Source organism: Streptomyces sp. NPDC054757 (assembly GCF_053612185.1).
This window is the reverse complement of sequence record NZ_JBSHBW010000020.1, coordinates 23239-40723: the sequence shown is the minus strand read 5'-3', so window position 1 is coordinate 40723 and position 17485 is coordinate 23239. Positions and strand designations below refer to the sequence as shown.

The window sequence follows — 17485 nt, the reverse complement described above, 5'->3', positions numbered from 1 at the left end:
GGCCCCTGACCTCGCACGGGGCTCCGCCCCTGACCTTGCGCGGGGCTCAGCCCCCGGCCCCCGCTCCTCACCTGCCGGAGGGGCTGGCACCCACCCGCCCGCACCACCCCGAGCGCCGAGCCCCGAGCCCGAAAGGCAACCCGCATGTCCGATTCCTCTGATTCCCCGGATTCTCTGGATTCCCTGGATTCCCACAATTCCCTCGAGGAAGAAGCCGTCCTCCACACCGTCACCGACCACGTCTCCACCCTCACCCTCAACCGCCCGGCCGCGATGAACGCCCTCACCTGGGACCAGCGCGAGCGGGTCATCGGGCTGCTGGGCGCCGCGTCCGCCGACCCCGATATCCGTGCGGTCGTCCTCACCGCCACCGGCCGGGGTTTCTGCGCAGGCGCCGATCTGCGGGGCGGCGGCCCGAAGGCCCCGGCCGAGCGGGTCACCGGCGACGTGGCCCGTACGATCCGGCTCGGCGCGCAGCGGCTGATCGCGGCCGTACTCGACTGCGAGAAACCGGTGATCGCCGCGGTCAACGGCACCGCGGCCGGTCTGGGCGTACAGCTCGCGCTCGCCTGTGACCTCGTACTGGCCGCCGAATCGGCCCGGTTCATCGAGGTGTTCGCGCGCCGCGGCCTCGTCCCGGACGGGGGCGGCGCCTATCTGCTCCCGCGCCTGATCGGCCCGCACCGCGCCAAGGAGCTGATGTTCTTCGGTGACGCGGTGCAGGCGGTGGACGCCGAGCGCATCGGACTGGTCAACCGCGTGGTCCCGGACGAGGAGCTGCGGAAGACGGCCCATGAGTGGGCCGCCCGCCTGGCCCAGGGCCCCACCCGCGCCCTGGCCCTCACCAAGCAACTGGTCAACGCCGCACTGGAATCGGACCGCACCACCGCCTTCGCGGCCGAGGCCGCCGCCCAGGAGATCAATATGACGACGGCGGACGCGCAGGAGGGCGTCGCGGCCTTCGTGGAACGCAGGACACCGCGGTACCGGGGGCGGTAGGACCGGCCCCGCGGCCCGGCGCGCGTGGTGGAATGCAGGGGGTGGTGGCCCCGGTTCCGACGAGGCCACCACCCTCTGTGCTGCCTGACTCTGTACCGCCTGCCGCTGTACCGCCTGACTCTGTACCGCCTGACTCTGTACCGCCTGACTCTGTACTGCCTGACTCTGTACTGTCGCTGTCCGGTCGACCAGGACCGATCAGGATCGACCAGGACCGGTCAAGGTCAGGCCCGTTGTTGTGCCGGGGTCAGCGGTAGCAGGTGGTCACGAGGACCGTGTCACCCGCCTGAAGAACTGTCGGGGCGTGCGGCGAGAGCGACACCACCACGTCCTGCGACTTCGGGCAGTCGGCCTTCTTGACCCGGGTGAACTTGGGCGTGAGGCCGAAGTGGACGAGCCCCACCCTGGCCCTCGACGAACTCGCCCCGCCCAGCCGCTCCTTGGCGACCTTTCCGTCGCTGGTGCGGACGAGGAAGGTGGTGCTGTCGGCGGCGTGGCTGTCGGCGGCGGTCTGTACCGAGGAGTGCGCACCGCTGCCGCCGGTGGTGGCGGCCAGGGCGGTGCCCGCGCCGCAGGCCACGACCAGAGCGGTGGCGACACCGGCGATGGCGGTGACCCGCTTGCGGCGGGCCCCTCGCTCGATGACGGCCGTGTCGAAGTGCGGCGCCTTGGCCGTGTTCACGAAGTCGTTCATGGCATTCACCAGTTCCTGCTCGAAGGACGCACAGCCGGAAGGCCACGAATCGTCTGAACTCATCGGACACCTTCCATGGGCTGCTGCGGTGAAGGGCCGGCGAGTGCGGGGAACTGGCCTCTGAGCTTGTCGAGGCCGCGAACGAGCTGCGAACGCACGGTACTTGGCGAGATCTTCAGGTCGGCCGCTATCTCCTCGTCCGACAGATCATGCAGGTACCGCAGCACCACGACCGTCCGCATGCGCATCGGCAGACCCTGGAGGGCCCGGACCAGCTGGTCCCTCGTGTCCACCTGCCCGTACTGGTCCCCGGGGGCGGCACGGTCGCCGCCGTCCTGCTGCGGGACCGTGCGGCGGAACCTCCGCCACCGGTCGTTGGCCAGGTTCACCATGATCCGCCGCACATACGCCTCCGGGGCGTCCTTGGCGGCGATGGTGCGCCACTTACGGCAGGCCCGCTCCAGGGTCTCCTGGACCAGGTCCTCCGCGGCCTCCCGGTTCCCCGTCAGGACGAGGGCCCCACGGAACAGTACGGCCGACCGGGAGACGACAAAGCCGTGGAAGTCGTACGGCGACTCCGCCGGGCCGGGCCTGCTGATTCCGATACGGACATCGTGCTCGGTTGCCAGATCCACATCCCCATCCCTTCCTGTCACCCCTCCTCGACGGGAAAGCGGCCCCGTCTGCTGCACGCACTCCGTGAGACCTGCGTCACACCGCGGGCGCCTGGTGAGGGGACGGCACGCTTCAGAGGCGGCGCCTGCGCAGCAGGCTCACGGTGAGCGCGACGCATGCCGCCGCCAGCACCAGCAGGGCAGCCGTCTCGATCCACTGGAACGTCCAGAAATCGGAGCTCGGGTAGACCTTGTAGTAGCGGCCGGTGTAGCTGTGTGCGGCCATGCACCGCTTGAGTTCGGCGCCCGAGAGTTCGCAGTTGCCGATCGGCTCGTGCCCGCCGGACGGGGTGATGTACCCCCAGTCCCCTGCCGAACGGGCGCTGCCGATGAGAGCCTTCGGTGTCATTCCGGGGCTCGACCGGGTGACCGGGGTGACCAGGCCGGTGTGGAAGCGGAAGGTGTTCAGTACGACCCGTACGCCCCCGATGACGACCAGCGCGACCCCCATCGCCGGCACCATCCGCCGCAGCACGAGCCCGGCGGCCGTTCCCGCCGCGAGGCCGAAGAGGGCGGCGGCCACCGCGGCCGGGCCGGTGGCGTCGAAGACCAGGCTGTCGGACCAGTAGAGGCCGTCCAGCGCGTTCGACACAGGCGCCCACCACCAGGCGAAGAGCCCGGCCAGCGCGGCTGAGACCAGCACCGTGCAGACCGCGGCGAAGGCGAACCGGGAGGCGAACCAGCGGACCGGCGAGATCCCCTGGGTGAGCGCCAGGCGGAAGGTGCCGCTCTCCAGTTCGCGGCCGATCAGCGGCGCGCCCCAGAAGAGACCGATGAGCACCGGCAGCACCGCGCCGGCCGCGCCGAGCACGCGCAGCGGTCCGGTGTTCTCCAGGACCAGCTGTGCGGCGTCGGCGCTGCAGTCGCCGTTCCAGCCCTTGCAGAGGGTGAGGTGCCGCGCGTCGATGAACGACACCGCGTCGGAGTGCCGGAACACGACCCAGACCGCACAGGCCACCAGCAGGGCGGCGCCGACGGCCAGCTGCGTACGCTGCTGGCGCCAGGCCAGCCAGAGTGTCCCCCTCACGCCGTCACCTCCCGCCGGGCCCGCGGCGACGGAGCCGGTGCGGGGGCGGCCGACGGGGCCGGGGTACGGAGGTGGGCGAGCAACACCTCTTCCAGGGAGGGGTGTTCCACCTCCCAGCGACCGCCGGAGAGTCCGCGCGCCGGCCCCCGCAGAAGGGCGCTCACCTGCCGGCCCGCGAGCGTGCACTCCACCACGGTGGCGCGGTCGAGCCCGGCCGGCAGCCCGTCGGGTGCCCCGGGGTCGGCGCGGCCGGTGACCAGGGTGTGGCCGTCGCGGAGATCGTAGGCATCACCGGTCAGCCGTACGCCGCCGTTCTGGAGCAGCAGCACGTAGTCGCAGACCTCCTCCAGCTCGGAGAGCACATGCGAGGAGAGCAGGATCGTGACCCCGCGGTCGACGACCTCGGTCATGAGCAGACCCATGACCTCATGGCGTACGAGTGGATCGAGGTCCGCCAACGGCTCGTCGAGCAGCAGCAGTTCGGGCTCCTTGCCGAGGGCAACCGCCAGGGCGACCCGGGTGCGCTGGCCCTGCGAGAGGGACCCCACCCTGGTGGTGAGCGGGATGCCGCCGGCGCGGACGACGGCCTCGGCGGCCTTGTCGTTCCACCGGCGGTTGAGCTCGCGCCCGAAGCGGAGGGTGTCGGCGACGGTGAAGCCGGGGTAGAGCGGTTTGTCCTGGGCGAGGAAGGACGTACGGTCCAGGGCCTCCTGGCTGCCGGGGGCGCCGCCGAAGACGCGGACGCTGCCGGCCGCCGGGCGGAGCAGACCTGCGGCGAGGTGCAGCAGGGTGCTCTTGCCGGCCCCGTTCGGGCCGACGAGGGCCGCGATCCGGCCCGCCGGTATCTCGAAGTCGCAGTCGCGCAACGCCCATGTGCCGCGGTACGCGTGCCCGAGCCGCTCGGCCCGTACCGCTGTCGGCAGGGTCGGAACACTCACTTTTCTACCTCCGGTGGTTCTGTTGGCTCCGTGGAGCGAGGCTCCGTGGAGCGAGGCTCCGTGGAGCGAGGCTCCGTGGAATGCGGGTCCGTGGAATGCGGGTCCGTGGAATGCGGGTCTGCGGGGCGTGGGTGGCTCTCGTCCAGGGCGTCGGCCACCAGGGCCGTCACGTCCTCCCGTTCGAGACCCTCCGCCCGCGCCCGCGCCAGCCACTCCGCGAGTTCGGTACGCAGCGGTGAGCCGGGAGCGGCGCCCGGAGTGGAGAGCGAGCGGAGGACGAACGTCCCCTTTCCGGGGCGCGGCTCGACGAGCCCTTCGCGTTCCAGCTCGCGGTAGGCCCGCAGCACGGTGTTGGGGTTGATGGCGGTGTCGGCCACCACCTGGCGGGTCGTCGGCAGCCGGTCACCCGGTTCCAGTGCGCCGAGGCGCAGCGCGGACTTCACCTGGTGGACGAGTTGCAGGTATGTGGCGATCCCGCTGTGCCGGTCGATCCGGAATGCGACCATCTCCACCTCCTTTCACTAACGTGTTAGTGAAAGGATGATGGCATGGGGTCCCGTTCACCCGCCGACCACCCCCCGGAACGGCGGCCGGGCCGCAGCCCAGCAGGGCGACGGCCGCACGGCCCTTCACATCTGACAGCCCGTCAGGTTCACTGAGGGGATGATGGGACACGCAGGGATGGCGGTCGCCGCCGTCCGATACCTCAGGTCGGTGGGCGCCCCGACGGCCACCGGGCCCGTCGACCCGCTCCCGCGCCCGGACCTGCGGGCGGTGGCCGACGACGAACGGCTGCCGGTCGACCCCGGTGAATTCCGCCGCGTACTGGGCCACTTCGCCAGCGGTGTCACCGTCATCACCGCACAGGACGACGAGGGCCCGGCCGGCTTCGCCTGCCAGTCGTTCGCCTCGCTCTCGCTGGACCCGCCGCTGATCGCGTTCATGGTCGCCCGTACGTCGACGACCTGGCCGCGCATCGCCCGCGCCGGGTCCTTCTGCGTCAACATCCTCGGCGCGGGCCAGGGCGCCCTGTGCCGTGCCTTCGCGGTGAGCGGCGCCGACAAGTTCGCCGGGGTGGCCCACGAACCGGCCCCCGCGACCGGTGCGCCGCTGCTCACCGGCGTACCGGCGTGGATCGACTGCCGCATCCACGCCGTGCACACCGGCGGCGACCACCTGATCGTGGTGGGGCGGGTGCGGTCCCTCGGCGGTACGGCGGAAGGCGAACCGCTGCTGTTCCACCAGGGGAAGTTCGGCCGTTTCACCGCCTGAGCGGTCACCGGCCGGGGCACGCGGCCTGAGCGGTCGCCGGCCGGGGCTCGGGAATCCGTACCCGTGCGTACCCCGTGCGTACCCCGCGGGCGGACTCAGCCCACCGCACCCGCCGTCGTACGCACCGGGCCCGCCGCGCGGGACCTGAGGACCAGGGCCATCAGAGCCGCCACCGCGCACATCCCGCCCGACGCGTACCAGATCACGTCGTACGAGCCGAAGACGTCCCGCACCACACCGCCCAGATAGGCGACCAGCGCCGCGCCCACCTGGTGGGATGCGAGCACCCAGCCGAAGACGATCGCGCTGTCCTCGCCGTAGTGCTCGCGGCAGAGGGCGATCGTCGGCGGGACCGTGGCGACCCAGTCCAGGCCGTAGAAGACGATGAAGAGGAGCATCGGCGGGTGGACGGAGGGCGCGAGCAGCATCGGCAGGAGGAGCAGCGAGATGCCACGCAGCGCGTAGTAGACCGCAAGCAGCCTGCGAGGCTCGAAGCGGTCGGTGAACCAGCCGGACGCGACCGTGCCCACGACGTCGAAGACACCGATCACCGCGAGCAGTGAGGCGGCGGCCGTGACCGGCATGCCGTGGTCGTGCTCCGCCGGGACGAAGTGGGTCTTCACCAGGCCGTTGGTGGACGCCCCGCAGATCGCGAAGGTCCCGGCGAGCAGCCAGAACGGACCGGTCCTGGCCGCCGCGACGAGTACCCCGACCGTCCGCCGGGCCGCGCCCGTGCGCGGGGGCGGCTTCGGTACGAACTCCGTTGCCCCGTAGGCCGACCGGCCCACGTCCGACGGATGGTCGCGCAGCAGCAGCCAGACCAGCGGTACGACCGCCAGCGCCGCGAGCGCCACCGTCACCGCGGCCGGGCGCCAGCCGTGGTGCACGACCAGCCAGGAGAGAACCGGCAGGAAGACCAGTTGCCCCGAGGCGCTCGCCGCGGTGAGGACGCCGGTGACCAGGCCCCGCCGGGCGACGAACCAGCGGTTGGTCACCGTCGCGGCGAAGGCCAGCGCCATCGAGCCGCTGCCGGCGCCGACCAGCACACCCCAGTAGAGGACCAGTTGCCAGGCGGCGGTCATCCACACCGTGAGCACCGAGCCCACCGAGATGACGGTGAGCGCGACGGCCACCACGCGGCGGATCCCGAAGCGGTCCATCAGCGACGCCGCGAAGGGCGCCGTCAGGCCGTACAGCGCGAGGTTCACCGAGACCGCGAAGCCGATGGTGCCGCGCGACCAGTGGAACTCGTCGTGCAGCGGGTCGATCAGGAGCCCCGGCAGCGAGGCGAAGGCCGCGGCGCCGACGATCGTCACAAAGGTGACGGCGGCCACCAACCAGGCCCGGTGCAGCCGGGGCCGGCCCGGGCCGTGGGGTGGCTGCGCGGGCTGTACGAGGGGCGCAGTCTGCGGGACGAGGGGTTCCGATGTCTGGGACACACCGCCAGCATCAGGGCACACGCCAGGGCCGTACGAGTGGCCGGAGGGACAGCCTTCGATATGATCGGGCCACCCACCTGGACCACCGCTACGTGCGTTGTCCTGTGAGGCTGAGGGCGCGACTGGCGGCATGAGTCAACGCCTCGCCGGTGGGCGAGCCCTGGTCCTTGCGATACCGCTGGATGACTGGACGTGCCCTGCGGCAGGCACCGTTCCATGTCAGGCTCTGGGGGACCGCTGTCCCTGGGGGCCGTCAGTTGCCATCGGGAAGCTGCGCAGTGTCAGCGCAGTCGGCGGGGGCAGCGGTCTGCTGGCCGGGTCGGTGCGGAACGACTGGAGCAGATAGGCCACCAGGCGCCGGGACGCTGCACCATCATCCGGTAGAGCGGTCACCAGGCCGCAGTGTGCCAACAGGACCACGGCGAGGTCAGAAGGGTGGAAATCGGCCCGCAGCGCGCCCGAAGCCTGGGCCCTGCGTACCAGAGTCGTGAAGTCCCGCTCGGCTCGTTGCCGGTACTGCGCGTGTTCCGACGTGCTTTCCGGGAAGGCCGCGACGAACGCGGCCGGGAACCCGCGTTCCTCCCGTTGCAGAGCGCAGACGGTCTCGACCAGCTGCTGGAAGCCCTGCCACGGGTCAGGGGCGGCCAGAGCCTCGGTGAGCGCACGCGCGCAGGTCTCCATCTGCTGCGCGAACGCGCCTCTCACCAGGGCGTCCCGGGTCGGGAAATGCCGGTACAGCGTCGCCACGCCGACCCCGGCCCGTCGGGCCACGGTCGCCATCGGGGCGTCGATCCCGTGCTCCGCAAAGACCGCACGGGCGGCGACGAGGACCCGCTCCCGGTTGCGCCGGGCGTCCGCCCGCACCCCGTCCCGGGCTGTGATCCGAGAGGATTCCGCCATCACTGTCTCTCGCTTCCGGTCCAAGCGGACGATTGCGTCCACTTAAGAGCTTACGGTCGATGCCAGATCCCTGTACGGCCCCCGGCGGCAAAGGCAGAACGATGAACGACCGGATGATGAAGGCAGTGCTCTACGACCGCTACGGCGACCCCGGTGTGCTCTACACGGGCCGCGTGCCACGCCCTGAGCCGGCCCCCGGGAGGGTCCTTGTGAAGGTGCGCGCGTTCAGCGTCAACGGCGGCGAACTGGCAGCCCGTGCCGGCCGCCTCCGCCTCCTGAGCGGCCGGAAATTCCCCAAGCGCGTCGGCTTGGACTTCACAGGCGAGGTCGCCGCACTGGGGGCCGGAGTCACACGGTTCGCGGCCGGCGACCGCGTATGGGGGGTCTTGGGCCGCGCCTCCGGGTTCGGCAGCGCCGCCGAGTACGTGACCGTACCCACCGAGCGGGTCGGCCGGCTCCCCGACGGCCTTGACCTGGTGGACGCCGCCGCACTGCCGGTGGCCACCACGGCCATCACCGCGCTGCGGGACAAAGCCGGGCTGCGCCCCGGCGAACGACTCCTCGTCCGGGGCGCGGCGGGCGGTGTCGGCAACGCTGCCGTCCAGCTCGGACGGGCGTACGGCGCAGAGGTCACGGCCCTGGCCCGCGCAGCCAACCTCGACTTCGTCCGCGGGCTCGGCGCGCACAAGGCCGTCGACCACCGGACCGTGCGGCCGGCGGAGTTGGGCCGCTTCGACGTGGTCGTGGACACCGCGGGGACCGATCTGCGGGCCTTCCGGCGCCTGCTGAATCCCGGCGGGCGCATGGTCACCATCGCCTTCGACCTGAAACGGCCCGCTGCGTCGCTCGGCTACCTCGCGGCCAGCACGGTCCACGGAAGCGGCCGGGTGCGCTTCTTCAGCGGCAACCCCACGCGGGCGGACTTCGACGACCTCGCCCGCCATGTGGTCGAGGGCAAGCTGAGCCCTGCGGTGGACACGGTCTTCCCCCTGGAGGAGACAGCAGCGGCACACCAGGCGCTGGAGGCGGGCGGCGTCCAGGGCAAGTACGTGGTCAGGGTCGCGTAGGACCACTCAGTGCCAGTGACCGTGCATGTACCGGATCCCCGTTGTACGCCAGACGCGTTCACCACCTCCCCGGACAGAACAACTAGAGCCCCAGCTCCGCCTTGCGCCGCAGCCCCCTGATCGCCGGTACCGCGAAGAGCACCCCGCACACCAGCACGTTGATCACCATCCCGGTCACCAGGACCCGCTTCATCCCGGCCGCCTCGGCGACCGGACCGGCCAGCGCCCGCCCCACCGCGAGCATGATCAGCGAACCGGCCACGTCGTATGCGTGCAGCCGGTTGAGCGCCTCGGGCGGTACATGGGTCTGGACCGTCGTCGACCACATGACGAGCCAGAACGCGAACGCCACCCCGCCGACGAAGAAGCCCGCCGACAGCAGGGCGAGCGGTACGTCGTACGCCAGCACCAGCAGATTGGCGATGACCCCGAACAGTGCGAAGGTGCCCGCGAAGAGCGGGCGGCGCGGGCGGGCGCGCATGGCGATCAGGCCGCCGACCGCGTTGCCCGCGCCGTTGACCGTCATCATCAGGCCGTACACCGCCGAGCTGTGCCGCTCGGTGACCACGACCGCCTCCAGCGGGGTGAGCGGCCCGAGCACCGTCACCCCGTACACGGTCCACACCGCGATCACGCCCCAGAGCCAGTTGCGCGCCCTGAACTCCCGCCAGCCGCCGACGATCTCGGCGACGAGCGTCTCCCCGTGGGTGCGGGCCATCGGCGCCATCCGGATGAGGAAGAGGGAGCAGCCGCTGACCGCGAAGGTCGCGGCGTTGACCCCGAAGACCGTGCCGGGGCCGCCCACTCCGGCCAGCGCACCGGCCGCCGCCGGGCCCGCCATCGTCGTCAGCGACTCGGCGACCCGTAGCAGCGCGTTGCCCCGCTGCACGTCGGGCACCACCTTGGGCAGCATGCTCGCGACGCCCGGCTGGAAGAGCGCGGCGCCCAGACCGTTGACCGCGCTCAGCCCGTACACCAGCCAGAGCGGCGGCGCGCCCGCCACGAAGACGACCGCGAGCACAGTCGTCGCCACCAGCCGCATCGCGTCGGCGAGCACCATCATCCGGCGCGGTGTGAACCGGTCGGCCAGCACCCCGCCCACGATGACGAAGCCCGCGAAGCAGACCATCCAGGCGCCCAGCGCGAAGCTGACGGAGGAGGCCCCGTGGCCGGTGTCGAGCAGGCCGGCGGCGAGGGCGACCGGGACCATGCCGTCGCCGAAGCGGGCCACGGTACGGGCGGTGAAGAAGAAGCGGAAGTTACGGTTCCAGAGGGTGAGCGGCTCGCTCGGCGGCCCGAAGGGGCTCCTCGGAGCGGCGGGGGCCGCGTGGGCGGTGGCATCGGCGGCGGGGGCCGCGTGGGCGGTGGCATCGGCGGCGGGGTGGGACGTGCGGGGAATGACCTGGTCGGCCGGGTGCTTGTCAGTCACAGTGTCCGATGCATATCAAGGACAGGTCTGGACCACCAGACCCGTCTCATCGGCCACCGCCCCGCCCGGTCACTGTCACCCGTTCTGCCCCAGGGAGGAACCCGTGCCCCGTCCGAACCCGCGCCCGCACCGCGTCGTCGTACTCGCCCTGGACGGAGTGCTCCCCTTCGAACTCGGCATCCCGCACCGCATCTTCAGCCGCCCCCGCGACACGGCGGGCCGCCCGCTGTACGAGGTGGTGACCTGCTCGGTACGCCCCCCGGGCCCGGTCCGTACGGACGCCGACTTCTCGATACTCGCCGAGTACGGCCCGGAGGAACTGGCCACCGCCGACACGGTCGTGGTCCCCGCCTCGTACGAACTGGGCCCGGTGTACGAGGAGGGCAGGCTGACGGCGGAACTGGCCGCCGCCTTCGACCGCGTCAGACCCGCCACCCGGCTGGTCTCCATCTGCACCGGAGGCTATGTGCTGGCCGCCGCCGGATATCTGGACGGCCGCCCCGCCACCACGCACTGGTCGTCCGCCGCGCACTTCCAGCGGCTGTTCCCCACGGTCCTGGTCGACCCGGGCGTGCTGTTCATCGACGACGGCGACGTCCTGACATCGGCGGGCGTGGCGGCGGGCATCGACCTCTGCCTCCACATCGTGCGCCGCGACCACGGAACGGCGGTGGCGAACGACGTGGCCCGCCGGACCGTCGTCCCGCCGCACCGGGACGGCGGCCAGGCCCAGTACATCGAACGCCCGCTGCCCGACGACCGCTCGGCGACGACGACCGCCGCCCGCGCCTGGGCCCTCGCCCGGCTGCACGAACCGATACAGCTGCGGGACATGGCCGCGCAGGAGTCGATGTCCGTACGGACCTTCACCCGCCGGTTCCGTGAGGAGGCGGGCCTCAGCCCCGGCCAGTGGCTCATCCGGCAGCGGGTCGAACGCGCCCGCCACCTCCTGGAGTCCTCGGACCTGTCGGTCGACCAGGTGGCCAGGGACGCGGGCTTCGGCACGGCCCAGTCCATGCGGCAGCACGTCCAGGCCGCGCTGGGGGTACCGCCGACCGTCTACCGCCGTACGTTCCGGACCCGGACCCCCGCGTGACGGTCCGGGTCCCCGGGAGACGGTCCGGGTGCGGGCCCGTGGGGAGAACGCGCCCGCGCCGCCGCCGGCTCACACCACCTGCACACCCGGCCGTCCCGACCGCACCTGGAGGCGGGCGAGCGTGCTGGCCTTGGCCTTCTTGCTGAGTACGGTGTCCACCACCCGGACCTGGGCGTCCACCGACGACTCCCCGATGTCGAAGAGGTGGTAGCCGCGGTGGGCGTCGATGACCTTCCAGTGCGGGTTGTCCGCCTTCAGCGGGTCCCACTGCTGGTGGAACACGGCCTGGTCCTGGTCCCCGTTGCTGGAGATCGACGTCCCCACGAACTCCGCCCCGACCACGGCTGACTTCGGGTCGGCGAAGTCCTTCTTCAAGTCGCTGATCATGGTCAGATGACGGTCGCCCGAGAGCACCAGCGGATTGCGCACCGACTGGAACTGCCGCATCAGCGCGTTCCGTTCGACCTGGTAGCCGTCCCATGCGTCGTAGTACCAGAGCTTGCCCTTGCCCGGGAGCAGATCGGTCTCGGCCATCATGATCTGGGAGGCGATGACGTTCCAGCGGGCGGGCGAGCGGGTCAGCCCGCGCAGCAGCCAGTCCTTCTGCGCCGCGCCCAGCATCGTGCGGGACGGCTCCTCGGCGCCCGCCTGGGTCGCGGCCTGGTCGGTGCGGAACTGCCGGGTGTCCAGGACGTTCAGCCGGATGAGCCGGCCGTAGTCGAAGCGCCGGTACATCTGGATGTGCGGACCGTGCGGCACCGCCGTGGCCCGGACCGGCATGTGCTCGTAGTACGCCTGGTACGCGGCGGTGAGCCGGGCGACGAACGCGTCGTGCGACTGCTTCGCCGGGTCCTGCGGAACCTCGCCCGCGAAGTCGTTGTCGACCTCGTGGTCGTCGAAGGTCACCACCCAGGGCGCGTACGCCTGCATGGCCTGGAGGTCGGGGTCGGTGCGGTACTGGGCGTAGCGGTTGCGGTACTCGTCCAGCGTGTACGGCTCGCCCTTGCCGGTGTGCACCCGTACGGAATTGGCGGCCGGGGCGGACTCGTAGATGTAGTCGCCCACGAAGAGGACCAGGTCAGGGTCTTGTGCGCGCATGTCGGCATACGGGGTGAAGTAGCCGTGCTGCCAGTTCTGGCAGGAGGCGAGTGCGATACGGAGGCTGCCGCCGGCCGCGAGCGGCGACGGCGCGGTGTGGGTCCGGCCGACCGTCGAGATCTGGCCATCGCAGCGGAAGCGGTACCAGTACTGGCGGCCGGGCCGGAGCCCCTTGGCGTCGGCGTGCACGCTGTGGGCCAGCGCGGGCACGGCCTGCTCGGTGCCGCTGCGGACGATCCTGGTGAACTTCGCGTCGTCGGCGACCTGCCACTCGACGGTGACGGGGGTGTCCGGCATGCCACCGCCGTTCACCAGCGGGTCGGGCGCGAGCCTGGTCCACAGCACGACCGCGTCCGGCAGCGGATCGCCCGAGCCGACCCCGAGTCTGAACAATCCGTCAGGAAGTTTCGGGGCCGCGGCTGATCCGGTGAAGGGGGCGGACACGGGCGCCGCGGCGGACGCGCTGCCGGAGAACGGAAGCTGCGCGGCCGCGGCGGCGCCGAGCGCGGCGGCCGATCCCGCGAGGAACCTGCGGCGGCCGGTGAGAGCGGAGCGTGCTGCGTCGTCTGCGGACATACGGATTGACTCCCTGGCTCCTGTGGGGTCTCTTGTCGCGGTTGAGATTCACAGGGCGAGGTGGCCGGGGGGCTGAACGCCACGCATCGTGCGCATGACAGTTCCCGGAAGCGTCGGCCGTTCGGCATCGGATCGCGCGAAATCCCTTGGGGCGCCTGGCCTGTACGGTGTCCGAGCGGTGACGGCGTGCTGAATTCCGGCCGGATCACGACTGCTCCGTACGGGAGGGAATGTGGCCCGAATGGGCACCCGCGCGGGGCGACCCGGCCGCCCCGCTCTCGTAAGGTGTCCGCCCATGGCTCTCCCCCCTGACGTTTCCGAAACCACTGCTGACCCGGCCCCGGAACCGGCTGCCGGTGCGGTGGTCGACCCGGCTGCCGGTGCGGTGGTCGACTCGGCTGTGGGACCGGTTCCCGTGCCGGTCCAGGTCCCGGTTCCGGGGCCGGCCCCGGTCCCTGCGGACGGTTCGGCCGGAGCGGACTGTACGGACGGTTCGGCCGGCGCGGACGGTACGGACGGTACGGACCGTGATGCCGCTGCGGCCGGTGGCGGGACGGCCGCGCTCCGGCGTGACCGGCGGTTCATGCTGCTCGCGTCCGCGCGGACCATCTCGGTCCTCGGCAACGCCTTCGCCCGGGTGGCGCTGGCGTTCGCGGTGCTCTCGCTGCCGGGGGCCACCCCCGGGCGGCTTTCGCTGGTGCTCGCCTGCCAGGCGCTGCCGCAGCTGGTCCTCATCCTGATCGGCGGGGTGATCGCGGACCGGATGTCCCGGTCCCGGCTGATGATGATCTCGGACTGGCTGGGCGCCGCCGCGTATGGCGCACTCGCCGCGATGGTGCTCACCGGGCACGCCCCGCTGACCGCGATGTGCCTGCTGGCCGCCCTGGCGGGCACGGCCAGTGCGCTGTTCGCCCCGGCGATGTCCGGTGTCGTCCCGCAGATCGTCCCCTCCGCGCAGCTCCAGCAGGCCAACGCCTGGCTGCGGGTCGGCATGAACGGCTCGACGGTGCTCGGGCTCGCCCTGTCCGGCGTGACCGTCGCCACCTTCGGCGCGGGCTGGGCGCTCGCCCTGAACGCGGCGTCCTTCGTGGTGAGCGCCGGGCTGATCCGGGGGCTGCGGCTGACGACGGCCGTACGGGCCAAGTCCTCCGGCTGGGCCGATCTCCGCGACGGCTGGCGGGAGTTCGCCTCCCGGCAGTGGCTGTGGGTCGTGGTCTGCCAGGCAGCCGTCATGGTGGCCGCGATCTCCGCGACCGCCGGGGTGCTCGGACCGCTGGAGTCGAAGGAACACCTCGGCGGGGCGGGTCCCTGGTCCGCCATCGTGGCCTCGCAGGCGGTGGGAACGGTCGCGGGGGCGTCGTTCGCCGTACGGCTACGGGTGCGTCGCCCGGTCCTCGTCGCGGTCCTCGCGGTCTTCGTGATCGCGGTACCGATGGCCCTGCTCGCCGCGCACGCGCCGGTCTGGGTGATCTGCCTGGCGATGTTCTGCTCGGGCCTGGCCAGCGATGTGTTCGGCGCGCTGTGGGAGACCACCATGCAGCGGGAGATCCCCGGTGAGGTGCTGTCCCGGGTCAGCTCCTACGACTGGTTCGGCTCCCTCGCCCTGGCGCCGCTGGGCCTGCTGGTGGCAGGCCCGATCGCGGCGGTCGTCGGGCCCCGGGCTGCGCTTGCCGGGTGCGCGGGGCTCACGGTGCTCGCGACGTGCGGGGCGCTGCTGTCGCCCCAGGTACGGAGGCTGCGGGCGCCCTCCGGGGACAGCTGACCGTTTTCCGGGGGCTCCGCCCCCGCACCCCCGCTCCTCAAGCTCCCCCAGCTACCGCTGGGAGGTGCCCCCAGGAGGGGCTTAACACGAAGCCCATCCGGCACTTGAGGAGCGGGGTCCGGGGCCGGAGCCCCGTGGGACGGTGCCGCACCGCTCAGAACGTCAGCACCCCCCGCGCCACCCGCCCCCCTTCCGCATCGGCCACCGCCCCCGCGAAGTCCTCCACCGGATACGTCCGGGTCACCAACTCGTCGAGGAGCAGCTCCCCCCGGGCGTACAGCCCCGCGTACAGCGGGATGTCCCGCTGCGGGCGTGAAGCCCCGTACCGGCAGCCGAGGATGGACTTGTCCAGGAACAGGGACGACACCAGGAACGACGCCTCCGCCATCGCGGGCGGGGTGCCCAGCAGGATCGCCTGACCGTGGCGGTCGAGGAGGTCGACGGCCTGGCGGATCAGCTCCACCCGGCCGACACACTCGAAGGCGTGGTCGGCGCCCTTCGGCAGGATGTCCCGTACGCCGTCCGCCGATGTGAGGAAGTGGGTCGCCCCGAACTGCCGGGCCACCGCCTCCTTCGCCGGGTTCGCGTCCACCGCCACGATCACCTCGGCGCCCGCGATCCGGGCGCCCTGAAGGACATTGAGGCCGATACCGCCGGTACCGATGACGACCACCGATTCACCGCGGTCGACCCTGGCCCGGTTCAGTACCGCCCCGACCCCCGTGAGCACCCCGCACCCGATCAGCGCCGCCGAGGTGAGCGGGATGTCCGCGGGGATCTTCACCGCCTGGACCGCCTTGACGACGGTGCGTTCCGCGAAGGCCGAGTTGGACGCGAACTGGTAGAGCGGTTCGCCGCCCCGCGAGAACGGCCGCCCCGGCCTGCCGATCGCCTTGCGGCACATCGTCGGCCGGCCGCGGTCGCAGTCGGCGCACGCCCCGCAGTTGGCGAGCGTGGAAAGCGCCACATGGTCACCGGGCGCCACATGCTTCACACCCGGCCCGACCGCCTCGACCACCCCCGCACCCTCATGGCCGAGCACCACCGGCGCCGGAAACGGGATCGTCCCGTCGATCACCGACAGATCGCTGTGGCAGAGCCCGGCCGCCGCGACGTCCACCAGGACCTCGCCGGGCCCCGGATCACGTATCTCCAGGTCGTCGACCACCTGGGCCTGCTTGCCGTCGAAGACGACACCCCTCATCTCGGCTCCCTCGGTAGGCCGAGCACCCGCTCGGCGATGATGGTGCGCTGGATCTCGTCGGAGCCGCCATAGATCGTGTCGGCCCGGCTGAAGAGGAACTGCCGCTGCTGTGCGTCGAGTTCGTACGGGCTGCTCGGCGCCCAGGCGGAAGGCCCGACGGCCCCGCCCGCACCCCGCACCTGCACCGCGAGCTCCCCGAGCCGCTGGTGCCAGCCGCCCCAGAGCAGTTTGGCGACGCTCGGGGCGCCCGCGTCGTCCGTACGCCCCAGGGTGCGCAGCGCGTTCCACCGCATGGTGCGCAGCTCGGCCCACTGGCGTACCAGCCGGTCGCGCAGCACCGGGTCGGCGGTGGCGCCCGAAGCGAGCGCCGCTTCGACGACCTCGGTGAGTTCGCGGGCGAAGCCGATCTGCTGGACCAGGGTCGAGACCCCGCGCTCCAGGGCGAGCAGGCCCATGGCGACCTGCCAGCCGTTGCCCTCGCCGCCGACCACGCAGTCGGCCCGCGCGCCGTCGAAGAAGACCTCGTTGAACTCGCTGGTGCCCGACATCTGCCGGATCGGCCGTACGTCGATCCGGCCCGGCTGGTCCATCGGGACCAGCAGGAAGGAGAGCCCGTGGTGGCCGCGCGAGCCCGGTTCCGTACGGGCCAGTACGAAGCACCAGTCGGCCTCCCGGGCCAGCGAGGTCCAGATCTTCTGGCCGGTGACGCGGTGTCCCCCGTCGTTGTCGCGTACGGCAGCGGTACGCACCGCCGCCAGGTCGGAGCCGGCCCCGGGCTCGCTGTACCCCTGGCACCAGAGCGCTTCGCCGCGGGCGATCGGCGGCAGGAAGCGGGACTGCTGCTCCTCGTCGCCGAAGGCGATCAGGGTGGGCGCGAGCAGGTTCTCGCCGATGTGGCCGACCCGGCCGGGGGCGCGGGCCGCCGCGTACTCCTCGGCCCAGACGACCTGCTGGGTGAGAGTGGCCCGGCGGTTGCCGAAGTCGCCCTGCCAGCCGATGCCGATCCAGCCTCCGCTGCCCAACTCCCGCTCCCAGGAACGGCGCAGCTCCGTACCCTCGTGCTCGCTGCCGGGTCCGCCGGTGGCTCCGGCGGCGGCGAACGCACCGGTGAGACGGTCCGCCAGCCAGGTCCGCGCCCCGGCCCGGAACGCGGCGTCGTCAGGCCCGGGTGAGAAGTCCATACCGGGCCCCCTTCGTGTGGCCGCCTCTCACCCGTACGAGCGCCGGGCCCCGATCCGGGCCGCCCCCGAGAGCGCCGTCACCGACCGCCCCGCCCCCGGGGGCGCCGTACCCTACGGTGACCTTCCCGG

16 protein-coding genes and 1 pseudogene are annotated in these 17485 nt (G+C 72.1%); 6 read left to right on the top strand and 11 right to left on the bottom strand.

What is annotated here, in order from left to right; translation table 11 throughout:
* Positions 1–144: 144 nt before the first annotated feature.
* Positions 145–999 carry an enoyl-CoA hydratase/isomerase family protein gene (locus tag ACWGKJ_RS22765; protein WP_385017921.1) on the top strand — a complete coding sequence of 285 codons (855 nt, stop codon included), beginning with the start codon at positions 145–147 and terminating at the stop codon, positions 997–999.
* A gap of 247 nt (positions 1000–1246) precedes the next feature.
* Here the strand turns inward: ACWGKJ_RS22765 and ACWGKJ_RS22760 are convergent, their stop codons facing one another.
* The 4 genes from ACWGKJ_RS22760 to ACWGKJ_RS22745 all read right to left on the bottom strand — a co-directional run bounded on the left by ACWGKJ_RS22760 (position 1247) and on the right by ACWGKJ_RS22745 (position 4332).
* On the bottom strand, positions 1247–1756 hold the full coding sequence (locus ACWGKJ_RS22760; protein ID WP_385017919.1) for a hypothetical protein: 510 nt from the start codon (positions 1754–1756) through the stop codon (positions 1247–1249).
* Complete coding sequence (locus tag ACWGKJ_RS22755) at positions 1753–2298, bottom strand: SigE family RNA polymerase sigma factor (protein WP_385018125.1); 546 nt, start codon at positions 2296–2298, stop codon at positions 1753–1755. Before ACWGKJ_RS22755 ends, ACWGKJ_RS22760 begins: the two co-directional genes overlap by 4 nt.
* 142 nt (positions 2299–2440) lie before the next feature.
* A complete protein-coding gene (locus ACWGKJ_RS22750) occupies positions 2441–3394 on the bottom strand; it encodes a transporter (RefSeq protein ID WP_385017917.1) in 954 nt (317 codons plus the stop codon).
* Positions 3391–4332, bottom strand: a complete 942-nt coding sequence (locus ACWGKJ_RS22745; protein ID WP_385017915.1) for an ATP-binding cassette domain-containing protein — start codon at positions 4330–4332, stop codon at positions 3391–3393. Before ACWGKJ_RS22745 ends, ACWGKJ_RS22750 begins: the two co-directional genes overlap by 4 nt.
* Here ACWGKJ_RS22745 and ACWGKJ_RS22740 point away from each other — a divergent pair.
* Positions 4266–4571, top strand: coding sequence for a pentapeptide repeat-containing protein (locus ACWGKJ_RS22740; protein ID WP_385018123.1), 306 nt, complete (start codon positions 4266–4268; stop codon positions 4569–4571). The two genes, ACWGKJ_RS22745 and ACWGKJ_RS22740, sit on opposite strands and share 67 nt — an antisense overlap.
* A 96-nt stretch (positions 4572–4667) precedes the next feature.
* Here the strand turns inward: ACWGKJ_RS22740 and ACWGKJ_RS22735 are convergent.
* Positions 4668–4838: pseudogene (locus tag ACWGKJ_RS22735) on the bottom strand (GntR family transcriptional regulator); the annotation flags it as partial.
* A 175-nt stretch (positions 4839–5013) separates the two neighbouring features.
* Between ACWGKJ_RS22735 and ACWGKJ_RS22730 the strand changes: the two are divergent.
* Positions 5014–5604 (top strand): flavin reductase family protein, encoded by a 591-nt coding sequence (locus tag ACWGKJ_RS22730; RefSeq protein WP_385018121.1) that lies wholly within the window; start codon positions 5014–5016, stop codon positions 5602–5604.
* A 95-nt stretch (positions 5605–5699) separates the two neighbouring features.
* On the opposite strand, the gene ACWGKJ_RS22725 is transcribed toward ACWGKJ_RS22730, so the two are convergent.
* A complete protein-coding gene (locus ACWGKJ_RS22725; protein ID WP_385017913.1) occupies positions 5700–7043 on the bottom strand; it encodes an MFS transporter in 1344 nt (447 codons plus the stop codon).
* Positions 7044–7262: 219 nt separating this feature from the next.
* Entirely contained in the window at positions 7263–7943 is a 681-nt protein-coding gene (locus tag ACWGKJ_RS22720) for a TetR/AcrR family transcriptional regulator (protein ID WP_385017911.1), read from the bottom strand.
* A gap of 101 nt (positions 7944–8044) precedes the next feature.
* On the opposite strand from ACWGKJ_RS22720, the gene ACWGKJ_RS22715 reads away from it, so the two are divergent.
* A complete protein-coding gene (locus ACWGKJ_RS22715) occupies positions 8045–9010 on the top strand; it encodes an NAD(P)-dependent alcohol dehydrogenase (protein WP_385017909.1) in 966 nt (321 codons plus the stop codon).
* 82 nt (positions 9011–9092) lie between these two features.
* Here the strand turns inward: ACWGKJ_RS22715 and ACWGKJ_RS22710 are convergent, their stop codons facing one another.
* Entirely contained in the window at positions 9093–10439 is a 1347-nt protein-coding gene (locus tag ACWGKJ_RS22710; RefSeq protein WP_385017907.1) for an MFS transporter, read from the bottom strand.
* A gap of 103 nt (positions 10440–10542) precedes the next feature.
* Between ACWGKJ_RS22710 and ACWGKJ_RS22705 the strand changes: the two genes are divergently transcribed.
* Complete coding sequence (locus ACWGKJ_RS22705; protein ID WP_385017905.1) at positions 10543–11535, top strand: GlxA family transcriptional regulator; 993 nt, start codon at positions 10543–10545, stop codon at positions 11533–11535.
* 69 nt (positions 11536–11604) lie between these two features.
* Here ACWGKJ_RS22705 and ACWGKJ_RS22700 read toward each other — a convergent pair whose 3' ends face one another.
* Positions 11605–13209: an alkaline phosphatase D family protein gene (locus ACWGKJ_RS22700; protein ID WP_385017903.1), complete on the bottom strand. Its 1605-nt coding sequence runs from the start codon at positions 13207–13209 to the stop codon at positions 11605–11607.
* 295 nt (positions 13210–13504) lie between these two features.
* On the opposite strand from ACWGKJ_RS22700, the gene ACWGKJ_RS22695 reads away from it, so the two are divergent.
* A complete protein-coding gene (locus tag ACWGKJ_RS22695; protein WP_385017901.1) occupies positions 13505–14971 on the top strand; it encodes an MFS transporter in 1467 nt (488 codons plus the stop codon).
* A gap of 154 nt (positions 14972–15125) precedes the next feature.
* Here ACWGKJ_RS22695 and ACWGKJ_RS22690 read toward each other — a convergent pair whose 3' ends face one another.
* Complete coding sequence (locus ACWGKJ_RS22690; protein ID WP_385017899.1) at positions 15126–16175, bottom strand: Zn-dependent alcohol dehydrogenase; 1050 nt, start codon at positions 16173–16175, stop codon at positions 15126–15128.
* Positions 16172–17356: an acyl-CoA dehydrogenase family protein gene (locus tag ACWGKJ_RS22685; protein ID WP_453315801.1), complete on the bottom strand. Its 1185-nt coding sequence runs from the start codon at positions 17354–17356 to the stop codon at positions 16172–16174. The genes ACWGKJ_RS22690 and ACWGKJ_RS22685 overlap by 4 nt, the downstream gene beginning before the upstream one ends.
* Positions 17357–17485 lie beyond the last annotated feature (129 nt).